Consider the following 19,972-nt stretch of genomic DNA (forward strand, 5'->3'; position numbering starts at 1 on the left):
GAAATAAAAGCGGAGAATATAAAAAGCCGGGGATATAAAATGTTGCGCCTTGTCTTTTCCCGTCCAGCGGTCCCGGGCCGTATGTGTGCACCCTGAGCAGCAAAAAATAATCATCAGGCACAACTATTGCTGATGCGCGAGCGTCATACCACGCTTTCGCTGCACCGGGTGCTGACAGAAAACACCAGAACCGCTGCTGTGTGCGTGGCACTGTGAAGCGCGGACGGAGCACAACACCGGTGTCACTGAATGTCGGCACTGTCAGAAGCAATATTATTGCGGTGTTTCAGGAAAGCAGATCGCCGGGGCAGTTAATATTTGTGAACGCTTCCGGGACGTCATCGAAAGACACGCTGTGGCCCCCGACCTCCTCAAAAAATGACATCACTTTCCTCCCTCCCTTAGCCAGAAAGCCTGCCAGCGTTTCGGCCACGCTGACATGGAGAAGGGCCATGACCGGATGATCACGTTCTGCTGAACGAGACCAGACAGCCGGTGCCGTTTGTTTTGCCTGCCACAGCCGTGAAACCAGGTCGGACGGCAGAGCTGGCGTGTCGCAGGAAGAGAAAGCCGCCCAGTCAGTGTCAATATGCTCCAGAGCGGCGAGCATGCCAGCTAATGGACCAGCAAAGCCAGGAAAAGAATCACCGATCACCGGTAATCCGCTTTGCCTGTAAATTGCCATGTTACGGTTAGCATTAATACAGACCTTTCCTGTCTGCGGCGCCAGCCGGGACAGAACGTGCTGCCAGAGCGGTTTTTCCCGCCAGACGATTAACCCCTTATCTTTACCGCCCATACGGTTATTTGCGTTGCATATGCGCTTTGCCGGTTGGGTTTTGGCAGTGAAGTTGTAAAAAGTGCCGATCGGCACCAATACAATAAGGGCAGTATTGTTCACACTACCTTCCTCAAAAAAATGCCCTGTAAGCGTATGCTTACAGGGCAGTAATAAGCATCTTGCCTGCTGTCAGGGAGTGGGAAGCGGGCCTGGAGTGTTAATGAATAACCTGAGAAAGAAATGTGCGAGTGCGTTCTGATGTCGGATTTGAGAAAAATTCCTGTGGAGGAGCCTGTTCAACGATCTCCCCTCGATCCATAAAGATCACCCGATCGGCCACCGTACGGGCAAAACCCATCTCATGCGTCACACATAGCATGGTCATCCCGTCTTCTGCCAGACCAATCATGGTGTCCAGTACTTCTTTTACCATTTCAGGATCGAGTGCTGAAGTGGGTTCATCAAACAGCATGATCTTGGGTTTCATACACAGTGAACGGGCGATAGCCACACGCTGCTGCTGTCCCCCTGAAAGTTGCCCCGGAAACTTATGCGCATGCTCAGCTATACGTACTCGCTGTAAATAATGCATGGCCAACTCTTCTGCTTCCTTCCTCGGTGTTTTGCGTACCCAGATTGGCGCAAGAGTACAGTTTTGCAACACAGTCAGGTGTGGAAACAGGTTGAAGTGCTGAAATACCATACCGACTTCGGTCCGCACACGTTCAATATTGCGCAGGTCATCATTGAGATGGATACCGTCCACGACAATGCGCCCCTGTTGGTGTTCTTCAAGGTGGTTAATACAACGAATGGTCGTTGATTTGCCTGATCCTGAAGGACCACACAAAACGATACGTTCACGCGGTTTCACTTGAAGATTAATGTCTTTTAATACGTGAAACTGCCCATACCATTTATTCACGTTTTCGAGCGTAATCATCATCGCGTCGTCAGATTGTTTAATCAGTGATTGTGTCATTTTAAGCCTTAGTGCGGTGTACGCCCGGTGTGAAAGCGCTTTTCCAGATACTGACTGTAGCGCGACATGCTAAAACAAAAAATCCAGTAAACCAGTGCGGCAAAAACATAGCCTTCGGTAGACATACCAAGCCAGGCAGGGTCAACCGTAGCCTGTTGCACGCTACTGAACAGATCGAACAGTCCGATAATGATCACCAGACTGGTATCTTTAAACAGAGCGATGATGGTGTTAACCAACCCAGGAATAACCAGTTTTAACGCCTGTGGCAGAATGACCAGCCCTTGCGTTTTCCAGTAACCCAGCGCCAGCGATTCCGCTGCTTCATACTGACCTTTAGGCAATGCTTGCAAACCACCTCGTACCACTTCTGCTACATAGGCAGACTGGAAGAGAATAACGCCGACCAACGCACGGATAAGTTTATCAATGCTACTGCCTTCAGACATAAACAATGGCAGCATCACTGAGGACATGAACAGTACGGTAATCAAAGGAACGCCGCGCCAGAACTCAATAAAAATGACCGATAATGAGCGTACTACTGGCATGGTAGAACGTCGGCCCAGCGCCAATAAAATACCCAGCGGCAAAGCACCGGCTATTCCTACGGAAGCAATAATAAGAGTCAGGGTCAGTCCACCCCACTGGCGGGTCTCCACACGTTCAAGGCCGAAGAAACCACCATAAAGCAGGAACCAAACCACAACGGGGTAAGCAATTGCCCAGACGGCAATATAGATACTACGACGCGGCAGGCTTTTCAGGAACATTGGCACGATGGACAGCAGGCCAATCACCAGTGCGAGGTTGATTCGCCAGCGAAGTTCATGAGGATACAGCCCGTACATAAACTGACCAAAACGGGCGTGAATAAAGACCCAGCACGCCCCTTCTTTGGTGCAGTCGGCGCGCGTTGAACCAAACCAGTTTGCCTGAAAGAACAGCCAGTTCAGCGCCGGAGGAATAACGGCCCAGATAACCCACAGACAGAACAACGTCAGCAGTGTGTTACCCCAGCTTGAGAACAGATTTTTTCGTGCCCAACGGATAGTGCGTGACAGTGAATTTGTCGGCCCCGGAGCAGTATCGTGAGTAGCTAAAGTCATAATTATCCCGTTCTCTTAGCGCTCAATCAGGCGGATTTTGCGGTTATAGATATTCATTAACAGCGAAATCAGCAGGCTGATAACCAGATAGACGCCCATGGTGATCGCGATGGTCTCAATGGCCTGACCTGTCTGGTTCAGTACCGTTCCGGCGAACAGCGAAACCATATCGGGATAACCAATCGCTGCGGCCAGCGAAGAGTTTTTCACGATATTCAGATACTGGCTGGTTAGTGGCGGGATGATCACCCGCATTGCCTGCGGAATGATAACCTGACGCAGTGTCACCGGATTTGGCAATCCCAGCGAGCGCGCTGCCTCATGCTGTCCGTGGGGAACTGATTGAATACCGGAACGAATTACCTCAGCGATAAACGAAGAAGTATAGATCGACAGCGCCAGAGTCAACGCCGCCAGTTCCGGGATTAGAGCAAACCCGCCGCGGAAGTTAAAGCCGCGAAGCGTTGGAATGTCCCAGTGCACCGCTGCCCCGGCAATCAGCCAGGAAATGACCGGGAATAAAATCAGCATGGCGACCGACGCTGGCCATGTCCGCCTGAGCTGACCAGTCTTAAGCTGATATAAGCGGTTATAACGGAACAGGGCAACCGTCCCGGCAACAGCCAATAACAGCGCAATGATGAATGGCAAGGTACCCTGAGCGTACTCTGGCCAGGGAATGTAAAGCCCCCGGTTACTGACAAAAGCTAAATCAAAAGCGCTTACTGCCTGGCGTGGGCCAGGGAGATTACGCAACACGGCAAAATACCAGAAAAAGATCTGCAGTAAAGGCGGAATATTGCGGAAGGTTTCGATATAGATATTAGAAATTTTTCGCAAAAGCCAGTTGTCTGACAGACGAGCAAGGCCAATAAAAAAGCCAAGGAAGGAAGCAAAAACGATACAAAGAGCTGAAACCAGCAGCGTATTTGTCAGTCCAACCAGAAAAACACGAGCGTAAGTATCCCCTTCGCTGTAATCAATCAGGTGCTGAACAATACCAAAGCCAGCGCTACGTTCAAGGAAACCAAAACCGGAAGTAATGCCACGGCTCGCCAGGTTAATAAGGGTATTGTGGATCAGATACCCCGCTACGCCAGCGACAGCGACAATTGCAATGATCTGGTAAAACCAGGCGCGCACCGCAGGATTGCTAAATGAAAAATCCCTTTTCACGGTTGTGCGATGAGACATGTTGAAACCTCAGTAACGAAAATTCTGACGAAGGCACCGGCGTGCCGGTGCCCTGTTAAAGGGGGGAATTAACGTACTGGTGGCGCGTACTGGATGCCGCCCTTATTCCAAAGCGCATTCTGACCACGGGCAATTTTCAGCTGGCTATCTTTACCGACATTGCGATCAAAGACTTCCTGATAGTTACCAACTTGCTTAACAATGTTGTAGGCCCATTTATTGTCCAGCTTCAGGTCTTTGCCGAAGTCACCTTCAGAGCCAAGCAGGTGTGCCATATCAGGGTTAGACGGTTTGGCAGCCAGCTGATCAACGTTTTTAGACGTGATACCCATCTCTTCCGCATTCAGCATGGCAAACAGTGACCATTTCACAATGGTATACCAGTCATCATCACCGCGACGCACTACCGGACCAAGAGGCTCTTTTGAAATAACTTCCGGCAACACGATAAATTCATCTGGTTTGCCCAGCTTGATACGCAGCGCATACAGTTGTGACTGGTCAGAGGCCAATGTATCGCAACGCCCGGTATCCAGTGCTTTCGCTGATTCGTCGGAACGGTCAAAAGTTACCGGCGTGTACTGCATATTGTTGGCTTTAAAGTAGTCTGCCACGTTCAGCTCGGTATCTGTACCGGCCTGTATGCAGACGGTTGCACCGTCCAGCTCTTTTGCACTTTTCAGACCGGCTTTTTTATGCGTCAGGAAGCCAATGCCGTCATAATAGTTCACCCCTGCGAAGATAAAGCCCATGCCTGCATCACGTGAGGATGTCCAGGTAGTATTACGTGAAAGAATGTCTATTTCGCCAGACTGTAATGCGGTGAAACGTTCTTTTGCGGTCAGCGGGGTGTATTTCACTTTTGATGCGTCACCAAAAACAGCAGCGGCTGCCGCGCGGCAAACATCGACATCAATACCGCTGAATTTGCCACTGGCATCAGCAAAGGAGAAGCCTGGCAGACCATCACTGATACCGCATTGCACAAAGCCTTTCTTTTTAATGGCATCCAGAGTGGTGCCAGCATGTGCCTGATTCGCAACTGCAAACAGCGATGCAGCGGCAACCAAAGTGGAGAGCATCATTTTTTTCATAAAGCATCCTGTGTGGCAAATTCGTTTTATTATGTTTAGCGCACGCTGTGGTGCACTTTTGGTGTCTGTGGCGTTAGCCAACCACCATATTGCAAAGCTAATGCCAAAGTTGCAGGACCCTGAATTTGTTAGACAGGGTTACTAATATTTAGAATTATTCTGAAGGTTTACTTTACTTAATGCCCCATAATGGGGCGAATTAACGTTTAATGATCAAAAATGGTGCAGTGGTTTTACTGTACGGAAGCAACAGCAGCTGACACGCGGTGATATTATTTGAAGTGTAAAAAGGGAAGTGCTCCGGCTCGTCACGCCACGAGCCGGTTCAAAAGAAGGGAGGCATAATCAATATAACGAGTTAGCGCCATCCGGGCGGGTTTTAAACCGGCGGTGTAACCACATATATTGATTGGGAGCACGCATAATTTCGCGTTCAATGACCTTGTTCATATAAGCGGCTGCTTGCTGTTCATCACCGATGGGGTAATCCTTCAGCTCCGGCTGGATCACCAGCTCATAGCCACTGCCGTTTTCATTACGAATCAGCACCACGGTAATCATTGCTGGCTTCGCCATCCGGGCAATCATCCATGTACCGCTGGTTGTTGCGGCCTGAGGGACGGCAAAAAGTGGGGCAAACACGCTGCCTTTTGGGCCGTAATCCTGATCGGGGGCAAACCATACTGCTTCACCCTGTTTCAATGCCTGCACCATGCCACGTAGGTCACGACGATTAATCATGGCTTTGTTGGAACGCATCCGGCCTTTAGTCTGTACCCACTCCATCAGCTTATTATTATGGGGACGATACATCGCCATCATTGGCTGGCACAATCCCATCGCTCTGCCACCTAACTCCAACGACATAAAATGTACACCGATGATTAACGCACCGCGCCCCTGTTGCTGCACCGCTGTAAGATTGTGCAGCCCATTAACGGTAAACCATCGTTTTACCCGACGATCTGACCAGAACCACGCCATTCCCGTTTCCAGTAGTCCCATGCCCAGCGATTCAAAGTTACGTACAATACGCTGCTCCAGTTGACTGGCTGGCATCTCTGGAAAACAAAGTTCAAGATTACGTCGGGTAATACGAATACGTCTCTTTAGAAAATGCATTGAGGTTCGACCCATCCAGCTTCCCAGCTTTTGCAGGTAGGGAAAAGGGAGTTGAACGAGTAAAAACAATAAAATCAGGCCAATCCAGGTTGTCCAATATTGTGGATGCAGGAAGCTGCGGGTAAAACGTGGCGAAGACTTCATATTTCTCTCTGTAGCGTGCGGGTGGAATGTAACGCATAAAGAGCGGAGCTCGCCGCGATACAGATGATAGGACAACACAAATAACAGGAAGTTGGTGTTGGCATGGCGTATTTACACAATCAGAACACTTTTACCTGCTATGGGGTGTTAAAAATGACGTTGGCCGCCACTATGCAGACGGAGCCGTTCTGGTTCAACACTTTATTTTGTAAATATGAATATAATGTACGTCAGTCACTATTTGACCGCTGCGGCGGTATAGCAGGGCGGTGCTTTTCTTTTGTGGTAAATCCGTTATGCGCAAAATCGCCATTGTGAAAACAACCAAAGCAATGCATACAAAAGCGGGTATACGTTGACCGCACGGTGGTGAATCACGGCAAATAAGGGCAGGGAGGCGGTAAAAAAGACACGCCGGGTCCGTATCAATTATTTTCCGGTTTATGCCTGCATACCATCCAGGAAATTTTGAACTCCAGCGACCTGTATATGCCGGGCTGGCTCTCTTCTAAATCAGCCTGTAATGCCTGTTACCGCTGGCGTTATATCTGGCGACCTGATTGACTTAATGTATAAGCTGAAAGCGGAATACCGCAAATGCGGTATGGGGGATGCGTGCTTCCCGGACTGCTGTATTGCAAAAAGTTAAAGATACTGACGGTGATTATATCTGGTACGACTGCCTGACTGAAGGGGCGGAGGAAACGTTGATGAAAAGCGGCGTTGACCTGTACCAACTGAGCGATCAACCGGAGAACGGAAAATGCCATTAATGGCCATTATGATTATTACGGTATCACCGATATTCCAACTATGGACTTAGCGCGCTACCAGCAATTGCTGAACGAAGAGGCTTTTCTCTGGATGGATCACCATGAGTTTGTGAGAAGCACTTTTTCAGGTGAGATTCTGGCAACTAACCGTGAACAGCTTGACGCGCTGATTAAACATCTTCAGCACTACCGGCACGAAATGCCCAGCCAGCAACCCGGTATTGTTTTCAAACTGGCCGCATTGGTTTAAGTTAAAGGCTGGATTAATAACAGAAGGCGCGTATGGATACGGTTGAAGAGCTTAACAACACCTACTTTTACAAAGGTATTTCTAATCTTTCAGCGGGAGAGTTATTTTTCTGGATACTCATTGATGAAGTAAACGACCTCTTAGGGTGTATTACCAATCTCACTGGCATTGCGGCTGTTTTGTCGGGACAACCGGTGCTTAATACACGAGGTAAGCCGATCACAGCCACAAGAGGCACATCAGTGGCCTCTGTTACTGCACGTCATTACCTGAATATAGAGTTACCTTTCAGATTGCCAACATTCACAAATGCAAGCATCCGTAAGCTGAAGCCGATGATGGTAAATAACCTGGGTGCTTTTGTTGGGAGAAGTGTACCTGTCCTGGGTTGGGCTTTGGTAGCCAGTGATGTTGCGGTTATCAGTTTCAGGGCGACAACAAAATATAATGCTATAGCCAGGGGGAAAGATAAGATATGGTGACTGATAATGAGGTCTTATCCTTCTTTCGTAATAAGCTACCTGAAATGGCAACATTGACGCTGAAAAGAATCCCTTTTCAGATGAATGATATATTACAGGAGTTTGTCGAGCCTGATGATATGGCATATGCAATAAATGACTTTGCAGAAAAATTTTGCGTCAATATGATGGCTATGAATTTTGAAAGCTATTACCCCTGGAAAGTGGCATGGTTTTTCCGAAAGTGGTATACCAGCAAACCCCTGAATCAGGAAAAGAAGCCCCTCACGGTAAGAATGTTTGCTGAATCAGCCAAAGCAGGCCGCTGGCTTTATGACTGAGCAACCGGATAAATAATTTGTAAATTATTCGTACCCATGATTACCCGTGCTTACCCCTGTCTCTGACGGGGGTTTTCTTTCTGTTTTTCATCTATATCCTGGTGTGTGGCACTCAGACGTGAGCCGCCACTGGCCGTTAATCAGGCCGTAGCAACTACAGCCTGTGTGATGCAGAAAGAGGTTTAACGTCCTCCCCTTCCCGGACTGGTTTGGGTCGGAATATGCAGAAATCAGTGATTCTCTTTTTGCCCTTATTTACGAGCTGGACGACGAAAGCGAGATTGACTCCCCGGCGTTGTGGATAAAGGTCAATCCCAACCTGGATATCTCCGTTGACGGTGACGCGCTGGCCGACACCATTCAGAAAGCAAGGGGCATTCCGGCTGACCAAACGCTTTAACATCTGGTGCCAGGGGGCGACGCCGTGGATGGGAGCCGGTGCCTGGTCGGCCTGCAAAAGTGATTACGGTGAAGAAGATTTGCAGGGCATGGCGTGTTACGCCGGGCTCAACCAGCGATATTTCCAGCGTCTGCTATGCCTTTCCGTTTGAGCGTGAAATCCGCTTTCTGACCCGTCACTATCTGCCGGAAGCACAGTTAAGTCATGTCGCCAATAATAACCGCGCCATCTACCGCCAGTGGGCCACTGCTGGCTGGTTACGTATCACGCCGGGCGACTGTATTGATGATGACCGTATCCGGGACGACATTCTCCGCGATGCTGAAATCTTCAGCATAAAGCCGGTGGGCTTTGACACCTGGAACGCCACGTATTTACGCACCCAGCTACAGGGCGCCGGGCTTGATGTGAAGCCGTTCCCGCAGACCTGTCTTAAATTCAGCCCGGTGGCGAAGTCGCTGGAGGTGTTCGTTAACAGAAGAGTTATCCGGCACAACGGCGATCCGGTGCTGGCCTGGGCAGTGGGTAACGTGGTGATGGAGAGTGACGCGAACGCCAATATCAAGCTGAATAAAAAGAAATCATCTGACAAAATTGACCTGGCCATCGCGGCACTGATGGCACCTGGCAGGCAGAGCATGAGGATTTCAGCTTTGATGTGTCAGAAGCCCATAAGCAGCGCCTGGCGGCCTTTACCGGCATTTGAGGATAAAATATATTGCAGTAGCGCTGGCCGGAGCCATGCGGGAGGACGGTTACGAGCTGCACAGCAAAAACAAGATTTGTTCTCATGTTTACAGCATTGTTCATCTTACCGTGTATAAACATTTGTATAAACAATAACAAAAAAGGCGTTTAACCATCAGGTTTAACGCCTTTAAAAACAATACGATACTTCTTTTATATCAGTTCATGCCGTATTTTTTTAATTTCTTACGCAGCGTGCCGCGGTTAATGCCCATCATCAGGGCCGCGCGCGTCTGGTTGCCACGGGTATATTGCATCACCATGTCCAACAGGGGCTGTTCCACTTCAGCTAAAACCAGCTCATACAGATCATTCACATCCTGACCATTCAGTTGAGCAAAATAGTTCTTCAGTGCCTGTTTAACCGAATCACGCAGCGGTTTTTGGGTTACCTGGTCCTGTGAGTTAACGGTTGAAACGGTCAGTACGTCAGAATTTACGCGTTGTTCGAACATAGTTCTGTCAGCTCTTTATTTCTATTACGCAAGTTTTTCGAAGTATGCCTCCAACGCCTCCAGCTGTTCGCTGGCATCCTCAATGGCGTTGAATGTGCGCCGAAACTGGTCGTTTGGGGCATGCTCCTGGAGATACCAGGAGACGTGCTTTCGGGCAATACGGTATCCCTTGCTGTGACCATAAAAGTCGTGCAGTTCCCGTAAGTGCCCGATGAGCAAGCGCTTTACCTCAGCCAGTGGCATTGGTGCCAGCAGCTCCCCAGTGTCCAGATAGTGCTGGATTTCCCGGAAGATCCACGGTCTTCCCTGAGCCGCACGTCCTATCATCAGGGCATCAGCCCCCGTATAGTCGAGTACCGCTCTGGCTTTATGCGGGTCAGTAATATCTCCATTCGCGATGACGGGAATAGAAACGTTCTGCTTAACTGTCCGAATGCTGTCGTATTCAGCTTCACCGTTGAACAAACAGGAACGTGTGCGTCCGTGAATGGTCAGGGCCTGAATGCCACAGCGTTCAGCCAGTTGGGCAATATCTACACAATTGCGGTTGTTTACATCCCAGCCAGTACGAATTTTCAGCGTGACGGGTACTTCCACTGCATTGACCACCGAAGAGAGAATAGACTTCACCAGATCGGGGTATTGCAGCAGGGCGGAACCCGCCATCTTACGATTCACTTTTTTGGCAGGACATCCCATGTTGATGTCGATCACCTGCGCACCTGATAAGGCATTAAGGCGGGCAGCTTCTGCCATCTCTTTGGGGTCACAACCGGCAATTTGCACGGTACGGATACCCGGCTCGTCGCTGTGAACCATGCGCAATCGTGATTTGTCACTCGCCCAGACTTCAGGGTTAGACGACAACATCTCCGATACGGTCATACCAGCCCCCATTGCATAACAAAGAGTCCGAAAAGGCCTGTCGGTTATTCCGGCCATTGGTGCAGCAATAAGGCGATTACGAAGCTGGTGGTTTCCTATGCGCATGAAAAAAAGTGACCATAGTGTGTCCGCAAGGCGGCGTATATTACGCATTTTTTGGCCAAGATGAAAGGCCAAACTTTGAACGATTTATCGTCACAGAGCAGTAAAAGCCATTATTTTCCTCAGGTATCGAATGAATGTTTATTATAAACAATAAGTTGAATGTTCATGGTGCTTTTGTGTACAAATATTTTTCTTTTTCCATGAGCAATTTAACGACATAAATAGCGGAATTTTGCCAGGAAAACGATATAACTTCTTCGTTACCCGGCAAGGGAAAGACTTCGGCTTCTGTTTTTACTCAAATCCTGCGAGAGGGTTAATCAACAACCATTCTTCCATGCAGATCTTGTATGGGGCGGTTGTTGGGGTGTTGTAACGCTTCCTTAAAGGCTTTCAGCTGTTCAGCGGACAGCGTGACAGGTTGCTTCATCACCAGCCAGCGAACCCCTTCAGTGCAGGGAGGAGTGGTCAGCGAACCGCTTAACCGGTAATAACGCTTTTCTGAAGGCAGCAGTTTTCTGAGGTCAACTCCCTGTTTGAACACTTCAGGATGATCCTTTTCCGACGGAAAAGCGGCGATAAGGTCAGTGAGTCCTGGGTTCTCCTTTCCTTCTTTAAACATGACGGCAATCACCGCCAGCTCATTGTTGTCATCAGCATGAACAAAGTGGGCTTCCAGCGGCCATGCTTTTCCGTTGATGTGGTTCTCGCTGGGGGCATGAAAATGGAACTGCTTAAGAATAAATTTTTTGTCATCCAGCAAAAAGTGGTCGTTATCTCTGACGGTTACCATAATGGTATGGTCGTTATTAACGATAGTTTCAGTATCAGTGTGAAAATCAATATGAAGATCGGGCAGATGGCCGTGAACAACATGTGTGATATTGACAGGAGACTGATATTTGCCTTCATGACAGGTATGAAATTCTTTGCTCAATTCTGCCCAGTGTTCGGGAGATTGCTGCCCTTCGTATGACCAGTTGGAAGCTGAAAAGGCGGGTGAGAGGGACGCTGCTATGCAAAGCAGCAATACAGACGTTTTAATCTTCATAATCCCTTATTTCTGTGTAATACCGGCACCTTCGCGCTGCCGGTTTAGTGAAGCCGTTAAAGACGTACTGATTGTAATGCTATTTTTGGGTCCGGCAAAGATGCTTATGTGCGTAATTAAGATGCTAATGAGAGCGTCTTACCGACGAATCCCGGTAATCCGGCACCACTCTTCTTTCTCAGCAACCATATCCAGATCAAATTTTTCTGCATAGGCTTCACACACGCTACTGGCCTGGCTTGCAAGTACGCCAGAGAGTCCCAGATGTCCACCATTCACAGGCAAAACACTAATCAACGGAGCCAGTTCACGCAGCGGGCCTGCCAAAATATTAGCGACAACCACATCGGCTTTGAGGTTATCGGGCTGCTGGTGAGGAAGATAGAGAGAAAGGCGGTCTGAGACGCCATTGCGTCCGGCATTGTCACGGCTGGCCTGAATAGCCTGCGGATCGATATCAATACCGATAGCCTTAGCGGCACCCAGTTTCAGTGCTGCAATCGCCAGAATGCCAGAGCCACAGCCGAAATCGATAACGGTTTTACCCGTCAGATCCAGCCCATCCAGCCATGCCAGACACAATGCGGTGGTGGGATGTGTCCCGGTGCCGAACGCCAGGCCTGGATCAAGCATCACATTGACCGCCTGTGGGTCGGGTACATCCCGCCAGCTTGGGCAAATCCAAAGACGTTGACCAAAGCGCATGGGATGGAAGTTATCCATCCACTCACGTTCCCAATCCTTATCTTCAATTTGCTCGATTTTGTAGTGAAAACCCTGACCGAGCAACGCATGATGCTCCAGACCGGCGATGACCTCTGGCATATCAGTCTCGGCATCGAACAACCCGATCACATCCGTATCGCCCCACAGTCGCGTTTCACCGGGTAAAGGCTCAAACACCGGATTGTCGTGGGTATCCTGAAAGGTGATCGAAACAGCCCCGTGTTCGATCAGCGCATCACCAAGTTCTTCAGCCTGAACGCCAGTAGTGTTGATTTTCATTTGTATCCAGGGCATTGCGACTCTCTTTAATCAGTCTGAGTGGAAGCCAGTGCTGATTGCTCAGTCCGGCCAAAACGGTTGCCAATCACAAAAGCAACCAGGCTCAATAACAGTGACGGAACGACAGGATGAAAGCCCAGTGGTTGCAGCGCCAGCCATGCCAGTAAAATATAACAGGCGGCGCCGACGATCATGCTGCAAAGGGCGCCCGCTGAATTGGCTTTCTCCCAGTACAGCCCCAGCACCAGTGGCCACAAAAACACCACCTCCAGTCCGCCAAATGCCAGCAGATTCAGCCAGATGATCATCTCTGGTGGATGCCATGCGGCCAGCACCAGCAACAGGCACAGCACCAAAGTAGTGCACGCAGAGATTTTTTTCAGCAAAGGTTCCTTATTGCCATAATGTGGGCGTGCGCGCAGAAAAAGATCTTTGACGATCGTTGCTGATGATTGCAGTAATTTCGCATTGACCGTCGACATAATCGCTGCCATTGGCGCGGCAAGAAAGATCCCGGCTGCGACCGGTGGCAGGACATGGATCATCAGGGTCGGGATCACCAGGTCAGGGACCGTCAGATCTGGCATCACTGCTCTGCCCAGTGCACCAGCCAGATGCATGCCAAATATCAGTACGGTAACGACGATCGTCCCCAGAATGATCCCGCGATGGACAGCCTTACTGTCTTTGTAAGAAATACAACGCACGGCAGTGTGAGGCAGACCTACAACGCCGAAGCAAACCAGTATCGAAAAGGAAGCCAGAAATGTCGGGCTGATGATGTCATCCAGCCCACCGGGGGAGATCAACTGAGGGTTAATGTGCTGAAGTGTATTCACCGCGCTGTGCAGGCCCCCGGCGGCATGAATCACCGCAAAAAGCAGCAGAAAGGTGCCCGCCAGCATAATCATTCCCTGCATTGCATCGTTGAGCACGCTGGCACGGAAGCCACCAAACGCGGTATAGAAAGCGATGCTGGCACCAAATATCAGTAAACCGGTGCTGTAGGGGATACCAGCAGCCGTCTCCAGCAGGCGTGCGCCACCAATAAACTGTACGGTCATTGCGCCAATAAAGGCCACCAACAAACTGACGCTGGCAATCCATACCAGCAGGGAACTACGATAGCGAGCGAACAGCATATCGTTCAGCGTCACGGCATTATATTGTCTGGCGAGGATGGCAAATTTTTTCCCCAGAATGCCCAGTGACAGCCATACGGCAGGAACCTGCACCAGCGACAGCAGCACCCAGCCCAGGCCGTATTTATAAGCGGCGCCCGGTCCACCAATAAATGAGCTGGCGCTGATATAGGTGGTGGTGAGCGTCATCGCAAGTACAAAGCCGCCCATTGAGCGACTGCCCAGAAAATATTCCATCAGAAAACTGCCCGTGCGTTGTTTACGCATGGCATAGAGAGACAGGCCTGCGATGAGCAGCAGGTAAGCAACCAATGGCAGGATGATCTCAGCATTCATTTATCATCCTCCAGGGGGATATCGCAGAAAATCCGTTTAACCATCAACCAACAGAGAAAAATAAACAGCGCCGGCACCAGCAGACAGGCCATTTCAAACCAGCGCGGTAGGCCAGTCGGCCCGATTTCATTACCTGCAAGGGCAGCCATCGAAGCCCAGCACGCCAGATAAGCTACTGCCAGCCAGAATGACCAGCGAGCTTCACGATTCGCCTGTATGAACCGTTTATCCATCTCTTAACCTCACTTCCCGACAAAGAAAAAGGCCGGTTATACCGGCCTTCCTGGTAACAACAGCGTCGGATCAGGTTTCCTGAAGGCCGAGTTTTTTCTCCAGATAGTGGATATTGGTACCACCACGCTGGAAATTCTCATCGTTCATGATCTTCATCTGAAGCTCAACGTTAACCTTGATACCGTCGATGATCAGTTCTGCCAGTGCATTCTTCATGCGTGCAATCGCCACTTCACGTGTCTCTCCGTAGGTGATCAGCTTGCCGATCATGGAGTCATAGTATGGAGGCACGGTGTAACCTGCATAGATATGCGATTCCCAGCGCACGCCGAAACCACCAGGCGCATGGAAACGGGTGATTTTTCCGGGGCTTGGCAGGAATGTGTTGGGATCTTCAGCGTTAATACGGCATTCCACCGCATGACCACGGATCACCACATCATCCTGGTTGATCGACAGCGGCTGACCGGCGGCAATACGCAATTGCTCTTTGATCAGATCCACTCCGGTTATCATCTCTGTCACCGGATGTTCAACCTGGATACGGGTGTTCATTTCAATGAAGTAGAACTCGCCGTTTTCAAACAGAAACTCAAATGTACCTGCTCCGCGATAGCCGATTTCGATGCAAGCTTTTGAGCAACGCTCGCCGATAAAGCGGCGCTGCTCAGGCGTAATACCCGGCGCTGGCGCTTCTTCCACCACTTTCTGATGACGACGCTGCATCGAGCAGTCGCGTTCTGCCAGATAAATGGCGTTGCCCTGGCCGTCTGCCAGGACCTGAATTTCGATATGGCGCGGATTTTCCAGGTACTTCTCCATATAAACCATGTCGTTATTGAAAGCCGCTTTGGCCTCCGCTTTCGTCATGTTAATGGATTGCTCAAGGTCTTTATCACCCCGAACCACACGCATACCTCGACCGCCGCCGCCGCCAGAAGCTTTAATAATTACCGGATAACCTATGCGCTTTGCAATGTCCCGGTTTTTTTCCATATCGTCGCCCAGAGAACCGTCCGAACCCGGAACGGTTGGCACGCCGCTTTTTTTCATGGCGGTGATAGCGGAAACTTTGTCGCCCATCAGGCGAATAGTTTCTGCTTTGGGGCCGATAAATATAAAGCCTGAACGCTCAACCTGCTCGGCAAAATCCGCATTTTCGGACAGGAACCCGTAGCCAGGGTGAATGGCGACAGCCCCGGTTATCTCGGCTGACGAGATAATCGCAGGGATATTGAGGTAGCTTTTGACTGACTGAGCAGGGCCGATACAAATGGTTTCATCTGCCAGCAGTACGTGTTTTAAATCCCGGTCTGCGCTGGAGTGAACGGCGACAGTCTTGATCCCCAGCTCTTTGCATGCACGAAGAATACGCAGCGCAATCTCACCACGGTTAGCTATAACAATTTTATCCAGCATGGTAGGCCTCGTTATTCGATGACGACCAGGGCATCGTCAAATTGAACAGGCTGACCGCTTTCGAGCAGAATCGCTTTTACAACGCCCGATTTATCGGCTTCGATCTGATTCATCATTTTCATTGCTTCAACGATGCACAGGGTGTCGCCAGCATTAACTTTCTGACCCACTTCAACAAACGCTTTCGCGTCAGGGCTTGGCGTGCGGTAGAAGGTACCGACCATTGGTGAACGTACGATATGACCACTGATCTCGGCAGCCGCAGGTGCTTCCATTGCTGGCGTGGTTGCTGGCGCAACGGCGGTAGCCAGTGCAGGCTGCTGCTGCTGCATCATCGGTGCTGCATAGGCTTGCTGCATCATCGGGTAACCCGTGTTTGCCGGGGAGCGACTGATGCGAACAGACTCTTCACCTTCAGAAATTTCCAGTTCAGCAATACCTGATTCTTCAACCAGTTCGATCAGTTTTTTAATCTTACGAATATCCATGATTGTGGTTCCGTACTCTGTTTAATTAGATTGTGACAGGCGTTTTACAGCTGTCTGTAAAGCCCAGGAATAACCGTCGGCACCAAGGCCACAGATGACACCCGCAGCAATATCAGAAAGATAAGAATGATGACGAAAAGGCTCACGGGAATGCACGTTTGACAGATGCACCTCAATAAATGGGATGCTGACTGCAAGCAGGGCATCACGAAGGGCTACGCTGGTATGAGTGAAAGCCGCCGGATTAATGATGATGTAATCGACATTATCTTTCGCCTCATGAATGCGTTCAATTAGTGCATATTCCGCATTCGACTGGAGATGGCTCAGCTTCACCTTGAGTGCGTCAGCCTGCAATGTTACGTCGCTAACGATCTCTGCCAGCGTCGTTTTCCCATATTTATCTGGTTCACGGGTACCAAGAAGATTCAGATTGGGGCCGTTCAAGAGCAGTATGTGAAACTTTTCAGCCATCTTGCCGCTATCTCCTGCGATAATTGAATCGTCGCACAAAATACAATGGGAAAAGCCATTTGTCACCTTTAACAATGAAATTTGGCTTATCCGCAGGTTCAACGCCGGGCATTATAACGATTTCGTGGCAATTCACAGCAAAATACTGGTCTTATCAGCGAAGATAATCCCTGGCAGCGGCCAATCACCGGACGTTGAAGCCACATTTCGACCGCAAGCTGCTCGCTTCAGTGCATTTTAGTGCCACCATTGGCGAAATTTTTTGTAGCGACATGCCAGCAAAATAAGCGCCAGGACGGCGTAAATCCAGGGCTGAGGAGAGAAAACCTTCACTGACCAAAGATAATGAATGGTCGCAAGGATCAGCACAATATAAAGGGTGTTGTGCAGGGTTTGCCAGCGTTTTCCCAACGCGCTCTGCGCTTTCTGAAATGACGTCAGGGCCAGTGATAACAATATAAACCAGCTGATAATACCCAGCGTCAGGTAAGGGCGGGTGACCATTTCTGAACCCAGCAGAGCAAGGTTATTGATCCCCAGCTCCAACAGGGCATAACTCACCAGGTGGAATGTGGCCCAGGCAAAGCACCATAGGCCCAACATCCGGCGAATTCGGATTAACAGAGGCTGCTTTCCGTAGCGTGCCAGCGGTGTCACCAGCAGCGTACCCAGCAGGAACTTTAACGCCATTCTGCCGGTGAAATGTTGAATGTCTTTTGCAGGATCGGCGCTGAACCCGCCCTGATTGATGGACAAAATCAGCCAGAGCAATGGCAAAAAACCCGCAAGATGCAGGATAATTTTCAGGCCGAAAATCTGTTTTACGCTCAGGCGAGCCATTAAAAATACTCCCGCAGATCCATGCCCCGGTAAAGTGACGCCACCTGCTCTGCATAACCATTAAAAAGCAAGGTAGGCTGGCGTTTCACGTCCAGAATGCCACCGGAACCGATAAAACGCTCTGTGGCCTGAGACCAGCGGGGATGGTCAACATGTGGGTTAACATTGGCATAAAATCCGTATTCGTCGGCGGCAAGCTGGTTCCATGTGGTTGGCGGCATCGCTTTCACCAGGGAGATTTTGACAATGGATTTTATTCCTTTGAAGCCGTATTTCCACGGTACGGTCAGGCGGACAGGCGCACCATTTTGTGGCGGTAACGCTTTACCATAAACGCCGGTGGTCAGCATTGTTAGCGGGTGCATCGCCTCATCCAGTCGCAATCCTTCAACATAGGGATAATTTATTCCCCCGCCGGTGAAACTGTCTTTCTGCCCTGGCATTTCATCCGGTGCGTACACCGTCTGAAAGGCGACGTAACGCGCATTGCTGGTGGGTTCGGCCAGTTGCAGCAATTTACCCAGCTCAAAGCCTATCCACGGTACCACCATCGACCAGGCTTCAACGCAGCGCATACGGTAGATGCGTTGCTCCATGGGAAAGCGCTTAAAAATATCTTCCATGCTGAACGTCAACGGTTTTGCCACTTCTCCATTAATTTCAATTTTCCAGTCGGTTGTTTTCAGCGTCCCGGCATTGGCGGCGGGATCGGCTTTATCCAGGCCGAATTCATAATAGTTATTGTAACCTTTGACTTTATCTTCCGGCGTTAGCGGTAAATTTGCCTGATAGTGTGCCGGGCTTGAAAAATCAAGTGCTTTGCCGGGAACGGCTTTTGGACGCTCATCTGGTTTAAACCATGACAACAGATCGGCCTGCGCCGTGGGGATCGACAGTGCAGCGGTACCAATCCCCAGTAATTTCAGGATCTGACGGCGCTGCACATTGAAAACAGTTTCAGGCGTGACATCGTTTTCGGTCAGTTTATTCACGGGTTTCATCAGACGCTTCTCCGGGAGATGAGCATGTACAGCTCGGCGCATCAGTAAAAAGCACGCACCAGGCTGGTGTGCAATGCCAAAAAGTGATGTTGGTGGAACAGGACGCTGCAATTAACGTATTTTCACCAGAATGCGGCCCATTACTTCATTATTTATCAGCTTCAGTGCACGCTCAGCGGCTTCATACAACGAGGCTTCATGGGACGTCAGTTGGTAAAATGATTCCGGCAAAATAGTGGCAAGTCTTTGCCATGCGGCAATACGACGTGATGTCGGAGTGTTAACAGAATCCACACCCTGTAGCCGCACATTGCGCAAGATAAAAGGCATGACCGTCGTGGGTAAAGCGAACCCGCCAGCCAGACCACAGGCCGCCACCACACCGGAATAGTTCATCTGCGCCAGTATGTTTGCCAGCACCGTATCGCCAACGGTATCCACGGCACCTGCCCAGCGCTGTGTTTCCAGCGGACGTGACTCGCCAAAAGCGCTGCGAGGCAGAATGTCAGTTGCGCCAAGCCTGTGCAGATAATCGTGGGTGGAAGCACGTCCACTGACAGCGGCAACCCGATAGCCCAATGCATTGAGCAAGGCGACGGCCGTGCTCCCCACGCCACCGCTGGCTCCGGTTACCACAACCTCACCGGTTTCCGGCGTAACGCCCCCTTCTTCCAGCGCCATGACACACAGCATCGCGGTCAGGCCTGCGGTACCGAGAATCATGGCCTTACGGCCATCCAACCCGTTGGGCAATGGCACCAACCAGTCAGCTTTCACTCTTGCCTGCTCCGCCAGCCCGCCCCAATGATTTTCTCCCACGCCCCAGCCCGTCAGTAAAACCGCCTGGCCACTATGAAAACGGGGATCGTCGCTATGACGGACTTTACCGGCGAAATCAATTCCCGGGATCATTGGGAACTGACGGATTATTTTTCCCCGGCCGGTGATAGCCAGCGCATCTTTATAGTTGATACCGGACCAGTCAATATCCACCAGCACATCGCCTGCCGGTAGCGCATTGGGATCCAATATTTTCACGTTTGCAAGGGTTTTGCCTTCTGCCTGTTCAATAACAAGTGCTTGCATCAGAATCTCCTGAAAAGTGGGTCATCAGAGTATAATCAGGATCTGACCACACT

General features: G+C 50.1%; 21 protein-coding genes and 2 pseudogenes. 5 read left to right on the forward strand and 18 right to left on the reverse strand.

Features of this window, described 5'->3' with window-relative positions; all coding sequences use genetic code 11:
- Window positions 1–286: 286 nt before the first annotated feature.
- The 6 genes from mobA to lpxP form a co-directional block, all read right to left on the reverse strand.
- Window positions 287–799 carry a molybdenum cofactor guanylyltransferase MobA gene (gene mobA / locus EB241_RS14720; RefSeq protein WP_124233998.1) on the reverse strand — a complete coding sequence of 171 codons (513 nt, stop codon included), beginning with the start codon at window positions 797–799 and terminating at the stop codon, window positions 287–289.
- Window positions 800–998: 199 nt separating this feature from the next.
- On the reverse strand, window positions 999–1,763 hold the full coding sequence (locus tag EB241_RS14725; RefSeq protein ID WP_124233881.1) for an amino acid ABC transporter ATP-binding protein: 765 nt from the start codon (window positions 1,761–1,763) through the stop codon (window positions 999–1,001).
- Between the two features lie 8 nt (window positions 1,764–1,771).
- On the reverse strand, window positions 1,772–2,872 hold the full coding sequence (locus EB241_RS14730; protein ID WP_124233882.1) for an amino acid ABC transporter permease: 1,101 nt from the start codon (window positions 2,870–2,872) through the stop codon (window positions 1,772–1,774).
- A gap of 15 nt (window positions 2,873–2,887) precedes the next feature.
- Entirely contained in the window at window positions 2,888–4,066 is a 1,179-nt protein-coding gene (locus EB241_RS14735) for an amino acid ABC transporter permease (RefSeq protein WP_124233883.1), read from the reverse strand.
- A 68-nt stretch (window positions 4,067–4,134) separates the two neighbouring features.
- A complete protein-coding gene (locus EB241_RS14740) occupies window positions 4,135–5,160 on the reverse strand; it encodes an amino acid ABC transporter substrate-binding protein (protein WP_124233884.1) in 1,026 nt (341 codons plus the stop codon).
- A gap of 345 nt (window positions 5,161–5,505) precedes the next feature.
- A complete protein-coding gene (gene lpxP / locus EB241_RS14745) occupies window positions 5,506–6,426 on the reverse strand; it encodes a kdo(2)-lipid IV(A) palmitoleoyltransferase (RefSeq protein WP_124233885.1) in 921 nt (306 codons plus the stop codon).
- Window positions 6,427–7,025: 599 nt separating this feature from the next.
- Here lpxP and EB241_RS14750 point away from each other — a divergent pair.
- The 5 genes and pseudogenes from EB241_RS14750 to EB241_RS14770 form a co-directional block, all read left to right on the forward strand.
- Window positions 7,026–7,199 (forward strand): annotated as a pseudogene (locus tag EB241_RS14750) (hypothetical protein); the annotation flags it as partial.
- 40 nt (window positions 7,200–7,239) lie between these two features.
- The gene (locus EB241_RS14755; protein WP_233592620.1) at window positions 7,240–7,449 is read left to right on the forward strand and encodes a hypothetical protein; all 210 of its coding nucleotides are present in this window, start codon (window positions 7,240–7,242) and stop codon (window positions 7,447–7,449) included.
- A 32-nt stretch (window positions 7,450–7,481) separates the two neighbouring features.
- Entirely contained in the window at window positions 7,482–7,931 is a 450-nt protein-coding gene (locus tag EB241_RS14760) for an STM2901 family protein (RefSeq protein WP_124233888.1), read from the forward strand.
- Window positions 7,925–8,251: a DUF1493 family protein gene (locus EB241_RS14765; RefSeq protein ID WP_124233889.1), complete on the forward strand. Its 327-nt coding sequence runs from the start codon at window positions 7,925–7,927 to the stop codon at window positions 8,249–8,251. The genes EB241_RS14760 and EB241_RS14765 overlap by 7 nt, the downstream gene beginning before the upstream one ends.
- Before the next feature lie 226 nt (window positions 8,252–8,477).
- Window positions 8,478–9,357, forward strand: a pseudogene (locus EB241_RS14770) (terminase TerL endonuclease subunit); the annotation flags it as partial.
- A gap of 199 nt (window positions 9,358–9,556) precedes the next feature.
- Here the strand turns inward: EB241_RS14770 and fis are convergent.
- From fis to acuI, 12 genes are all read right to left on the reverse strand, one after another.
- Window positions 9,557–9,853 carry a DNA-binding transcriptional regulator Fis gene (gene fis, locus EB241_RS14775; RefSeq protein ID WP_000462905.1) on the reverse strand — a complete coding sequence of 99 codons (297 nt, stop codon included), beginning with the start codon at window positions 9,851–9,853 and terminating at the stop codon, window positions 9,557–9,559.
- A gap of 24 nt (window positions 9,854–9,877) precedes the next feature.
- Window positions 9,878–10,843, reverse strand: a complete 966-nt coding sequence (gene dusB / locus EB241_RS14780) for a tRNA dihydrouridine synthase DusB (protein WP_124233890.1) — start codon at window positions 10,841–10,843, stop codon at window positions 9,878–9,880.
- A 316-nt stretch (window positions 10,844–11,159) separates the two neighbouring features.
- Window positions 11,160–11,894, reverse strand: a complete 735-nt coding sequence (locus EB241_RS14785; RefSeq protein ID WP_124233891.1) for a carbonic anhydrase — start codon at window positions 11,892–11,894, stop codon at window positions 11,160–11,162.
- Between the two features lie 138 nt (window positions 11,895–12,032).
- On the reverse strand, window positions 12,033–12,914 hold the full coding sequence (gene prmA / locus EB241_RS14790; protein WP_124233892.1) for a 50S ribosomal protein L11 methyltransferase: 882 nt from the start codon (window positions 12,912–12,914) through the stop codon (window positions 12,033–12,035).
- A gap of 11 nt (window positions 12,915–12,925) precedes the next feature.
- Window positions 12,926–14,377, reverse strand: coding sequence for a sodium/pantothenate symporter (panF, locus tag EB241_RS14795; RefSeq protein WP_124233893.1), 1,452 nt, complete (start codon window positions 14,375–14,377; stop codon window positions 12,926–12,928).
- A complete protein-coding gene (locus tag EB241_RS14800) occupies window positions 14,374–14,610 on the reverse strand; it encodes a YhdT family protein (RefSeq protein ID WP_124233894.1) in 237 nt (78 codons plus the stop codon). Before EB241_RS14800 ends, panF begins: the two co-directional genes overlap by 4 nt.
- A 70-nt stretch (window positions 14,611–14,680) precedes the next feature.
- The gene (gene accC / locus EB241_RS14805) at window positions 14,681–16,030 is read right to left on the reverse strand and encodes an acetyl-CoA carboxylase biotin carboxylase subunit (protein WP_124233895.1); all 1,350 of its coding nucleotides are present in this window, start codon (window positions 16,028–16,030) and stop codon (window positions 14,681–14,683) included.
- An 11-nt stretch (window positions 16,031–16,041) separates the two neighbouring features.
- Complete coding sequence (accB, locus tag EB241_RS14810) at window positions 16,042–16,518, reverse strand: acetyl-CoA carboxylase biotin carboxyl carrier protein (protein ID WP_124233896.1); 477 nt, start codon at window positions 16,516–16,518, stop codon at window positions 16,042–16,044.
- Between the two features lie 21 nt (window positions 16,519–16,539).
- The gene (aroQ, locus tag EB241_RS14815; RefSeq protein WP_124233897.1) at window positions 16,540–16,992 is read right to left on the reverse strand and encodes a type II 3-dehydroquinate dehydratase; all 453 of its coding nucleotides are present in this window, start codon (window positions 16,990–16,992) and stop codon (window positions 16,540–16,542) included.
- Window positions 16,993–17,229: 237 nt separating this feature from the next.
- On the reverse strand, window positions 17,230–17,832 hold the full coding sequence (gene msrQ / locus EB241_RS14820; RefSeq protein WP_124233898.1) for a protein-methionine-sulfoxide reductase heme-binding subunit MsrQ: 603 nt from the start codon (window positions 17,830–17,832) through the stop codon (window positions 17,230–17,232).
- Entirely contained in the window at window positions 17,832–18,833 is a 1,002-nt protein-coding gene (gene msrP, locus EB241_RS14825; protein ID WP_124233899.1) for a protein-methionine-sulfoxide reductase catalytic subunit MsrP, read from the reverse strand. The genes msrQ and msrP overlap by 1 nt, the downstream gene beginning before the upstream one ends.
- 111 nt (window positions 18,834–18,944) lie before the next feature.
- Window positions 18,945–19,919, reverse strand: coding sequence for an acrylyl-CoA reductase (NADPH) (gene acuI / locus EB241_RS14830; RefSeq protein WP_124233900.1), 975 nt, complete (start codon window positions 19,917–19,919; stop codon window positions 18,945–18,947).
- Between the last annotated feature and the right edge of the window lie 53 nt (window positions 19,920–19,972).

Source organism: Erwinia psidii (assembly GCF_003846135.1).
GTDB lineage: Bacteria > Pseudomonadota > Gammaproteobacteria > Enterobacterales > Enterobacteriaceae > Erwinia > Erwinia psidii.

Excerpts from the sequence above, each read along its gene's own strand:
- mobA (WP_124233998.1), bottom strand. The coding sequence starts at position 799 with ATGGGCGGTAAAGATAAGGGGTTAATCGTCTGGCGGGAAAAACCGCTC.
- EB241_RS14725 (WP_124233881.1), bottom strand. The coding sequence starts at position 1,763 with ATGACACAATCACTGATTAAACAATCTGACGACGCGATGATGATTACG.
- EB241_RS14730 (WP_124233882.1), bottom strand. The coding sequence starts at position 2,872 with ATGACTTTAGCTACTCACGATACTGCTCCGGGGCCGACAAATTCACTG.
- EB241_RS14735 (WP_124233883.1), bottom strand. The coding sequence starts at position 4,066 with ATGTCTCATCGCACAACCGTGAAAAGGGATTTTTCATTTAGCAATCCT.
- EB241_RS14740 (WP_124233884.1), bottom strand. The coding sequence starts at position 5,160 with ATGAAAAAAATGATGCTCTCCACTTTGGTTGCCGCTGCATCGCTGTTT.
- lpxP (WP_124233885.1), bottom strand. The coding sequence starts at position 6,426 with ATGAAGTCTTCGCCACGTTTTACCCGCAGCTTCCTGCATCCACAATAT.
- EB241_RS14755 (WP_233592620.1), top strand. The coding sequence starts at position 7,240 with ATGGACTTAGCGCGCTACCAGCAATTGCTGAACGAAGAGGCTTTTCTC.
- EB241_RS14760 (WP_124233888.1), top strand. The coding sequence starts at position 7,482 with ATGGATACGGTTGAAGAGCTTAACAACACCTACTTTTACAAAGGTATT.
- EB241_RS14765 (WP_124233889.1), top strand. The coding sequence starts at position 7,925 with ATGGTGACTGATAATGAGGTCTTATCCTTCTTTCGTAATAAGCTACCT.
- fis (WP_000462905.1), bottom strand. The coding sequence starts at position 9,853 with ATGTTCGAACAACGCGTAAATTCTGACGTACTGACCGTTTCAACCGTT.
- dusB (WP_124233890.1), bottom strand. The coding sequence starts at position 10,843 with ATGCGCATAGGAAACCACCAGCTTCGTAATCGCCTTATTGCTGCACCA.
- EB241_RS14785 (WP_124233891.1), bottom strand. The coding sequence starts at position 11,894 with ATGAAGATTAAAACGTCTGTATTGCTGCTTTGCATAGCAGCGTCCCTC.
- prmA (WP_124233892.1), bottom strand. The coding sequence starts at position 12,914 with ATGCCCTGGATACAAATGAAAATCAACACTACTGGCGTTCAGGCTGAA.
- panF (WP_124233893.1), bottom strand. The coding sequence starts at position 14,377 with ATGAATGCTGAGATCATCCTGCCATTGGTTGCTTACCTGCTGCTCATC.
- EB241_RS14800 (WP_124233894.1), bottom strand. The coding sequence starts at position 14,610 with ATGGATAAACGGTTCATACAGGCGAATCGTGAAGCTCGCTGGTCATTC.
- accC (WP_124233895.1), bottom strand. The coding sequence starts at position 16,030 with ATGCTGGATAAAATTGTTATAGCTAACCGTGGTGAGATTGCGCTGCGT.
- accB (WP_124233896.1), bottom strand. The coding sequence starts at position 16,518 with ATGGATATTCGTAAGATTAAAAAACTGATCGAACTGGTTGAAGAATCA.
- aroQ (WP_124233897.1), bottom strand. The coding sequence starts at position 16,992 with ATGGCTGAAAAGTTTCACATACTGCTCTTGAACGGCCCCAATCTGAAT.
- msrQ (WP_124233898.1), bottom strand. The coding sequence starts at position 17,832 with ATGGCTCGCCTGAGCGTAAAACAGATTTTCGGCCTGAAAATTATCCTG.
- msrP (WP_124233899.1), bottom strand. The coding sequence starts at position 18,833 with ATGAAACCCGTGAATAAACTGACCGAAAACGATGTCACGCCTGAAACT.
- acuI (WP_124233900.1), bottom strand. The coding sequence starts at position 19,919 with ATGCAAGCACTTGTTATTGAACAGGCAGAAGGCAAAACCCTTGCAAAC.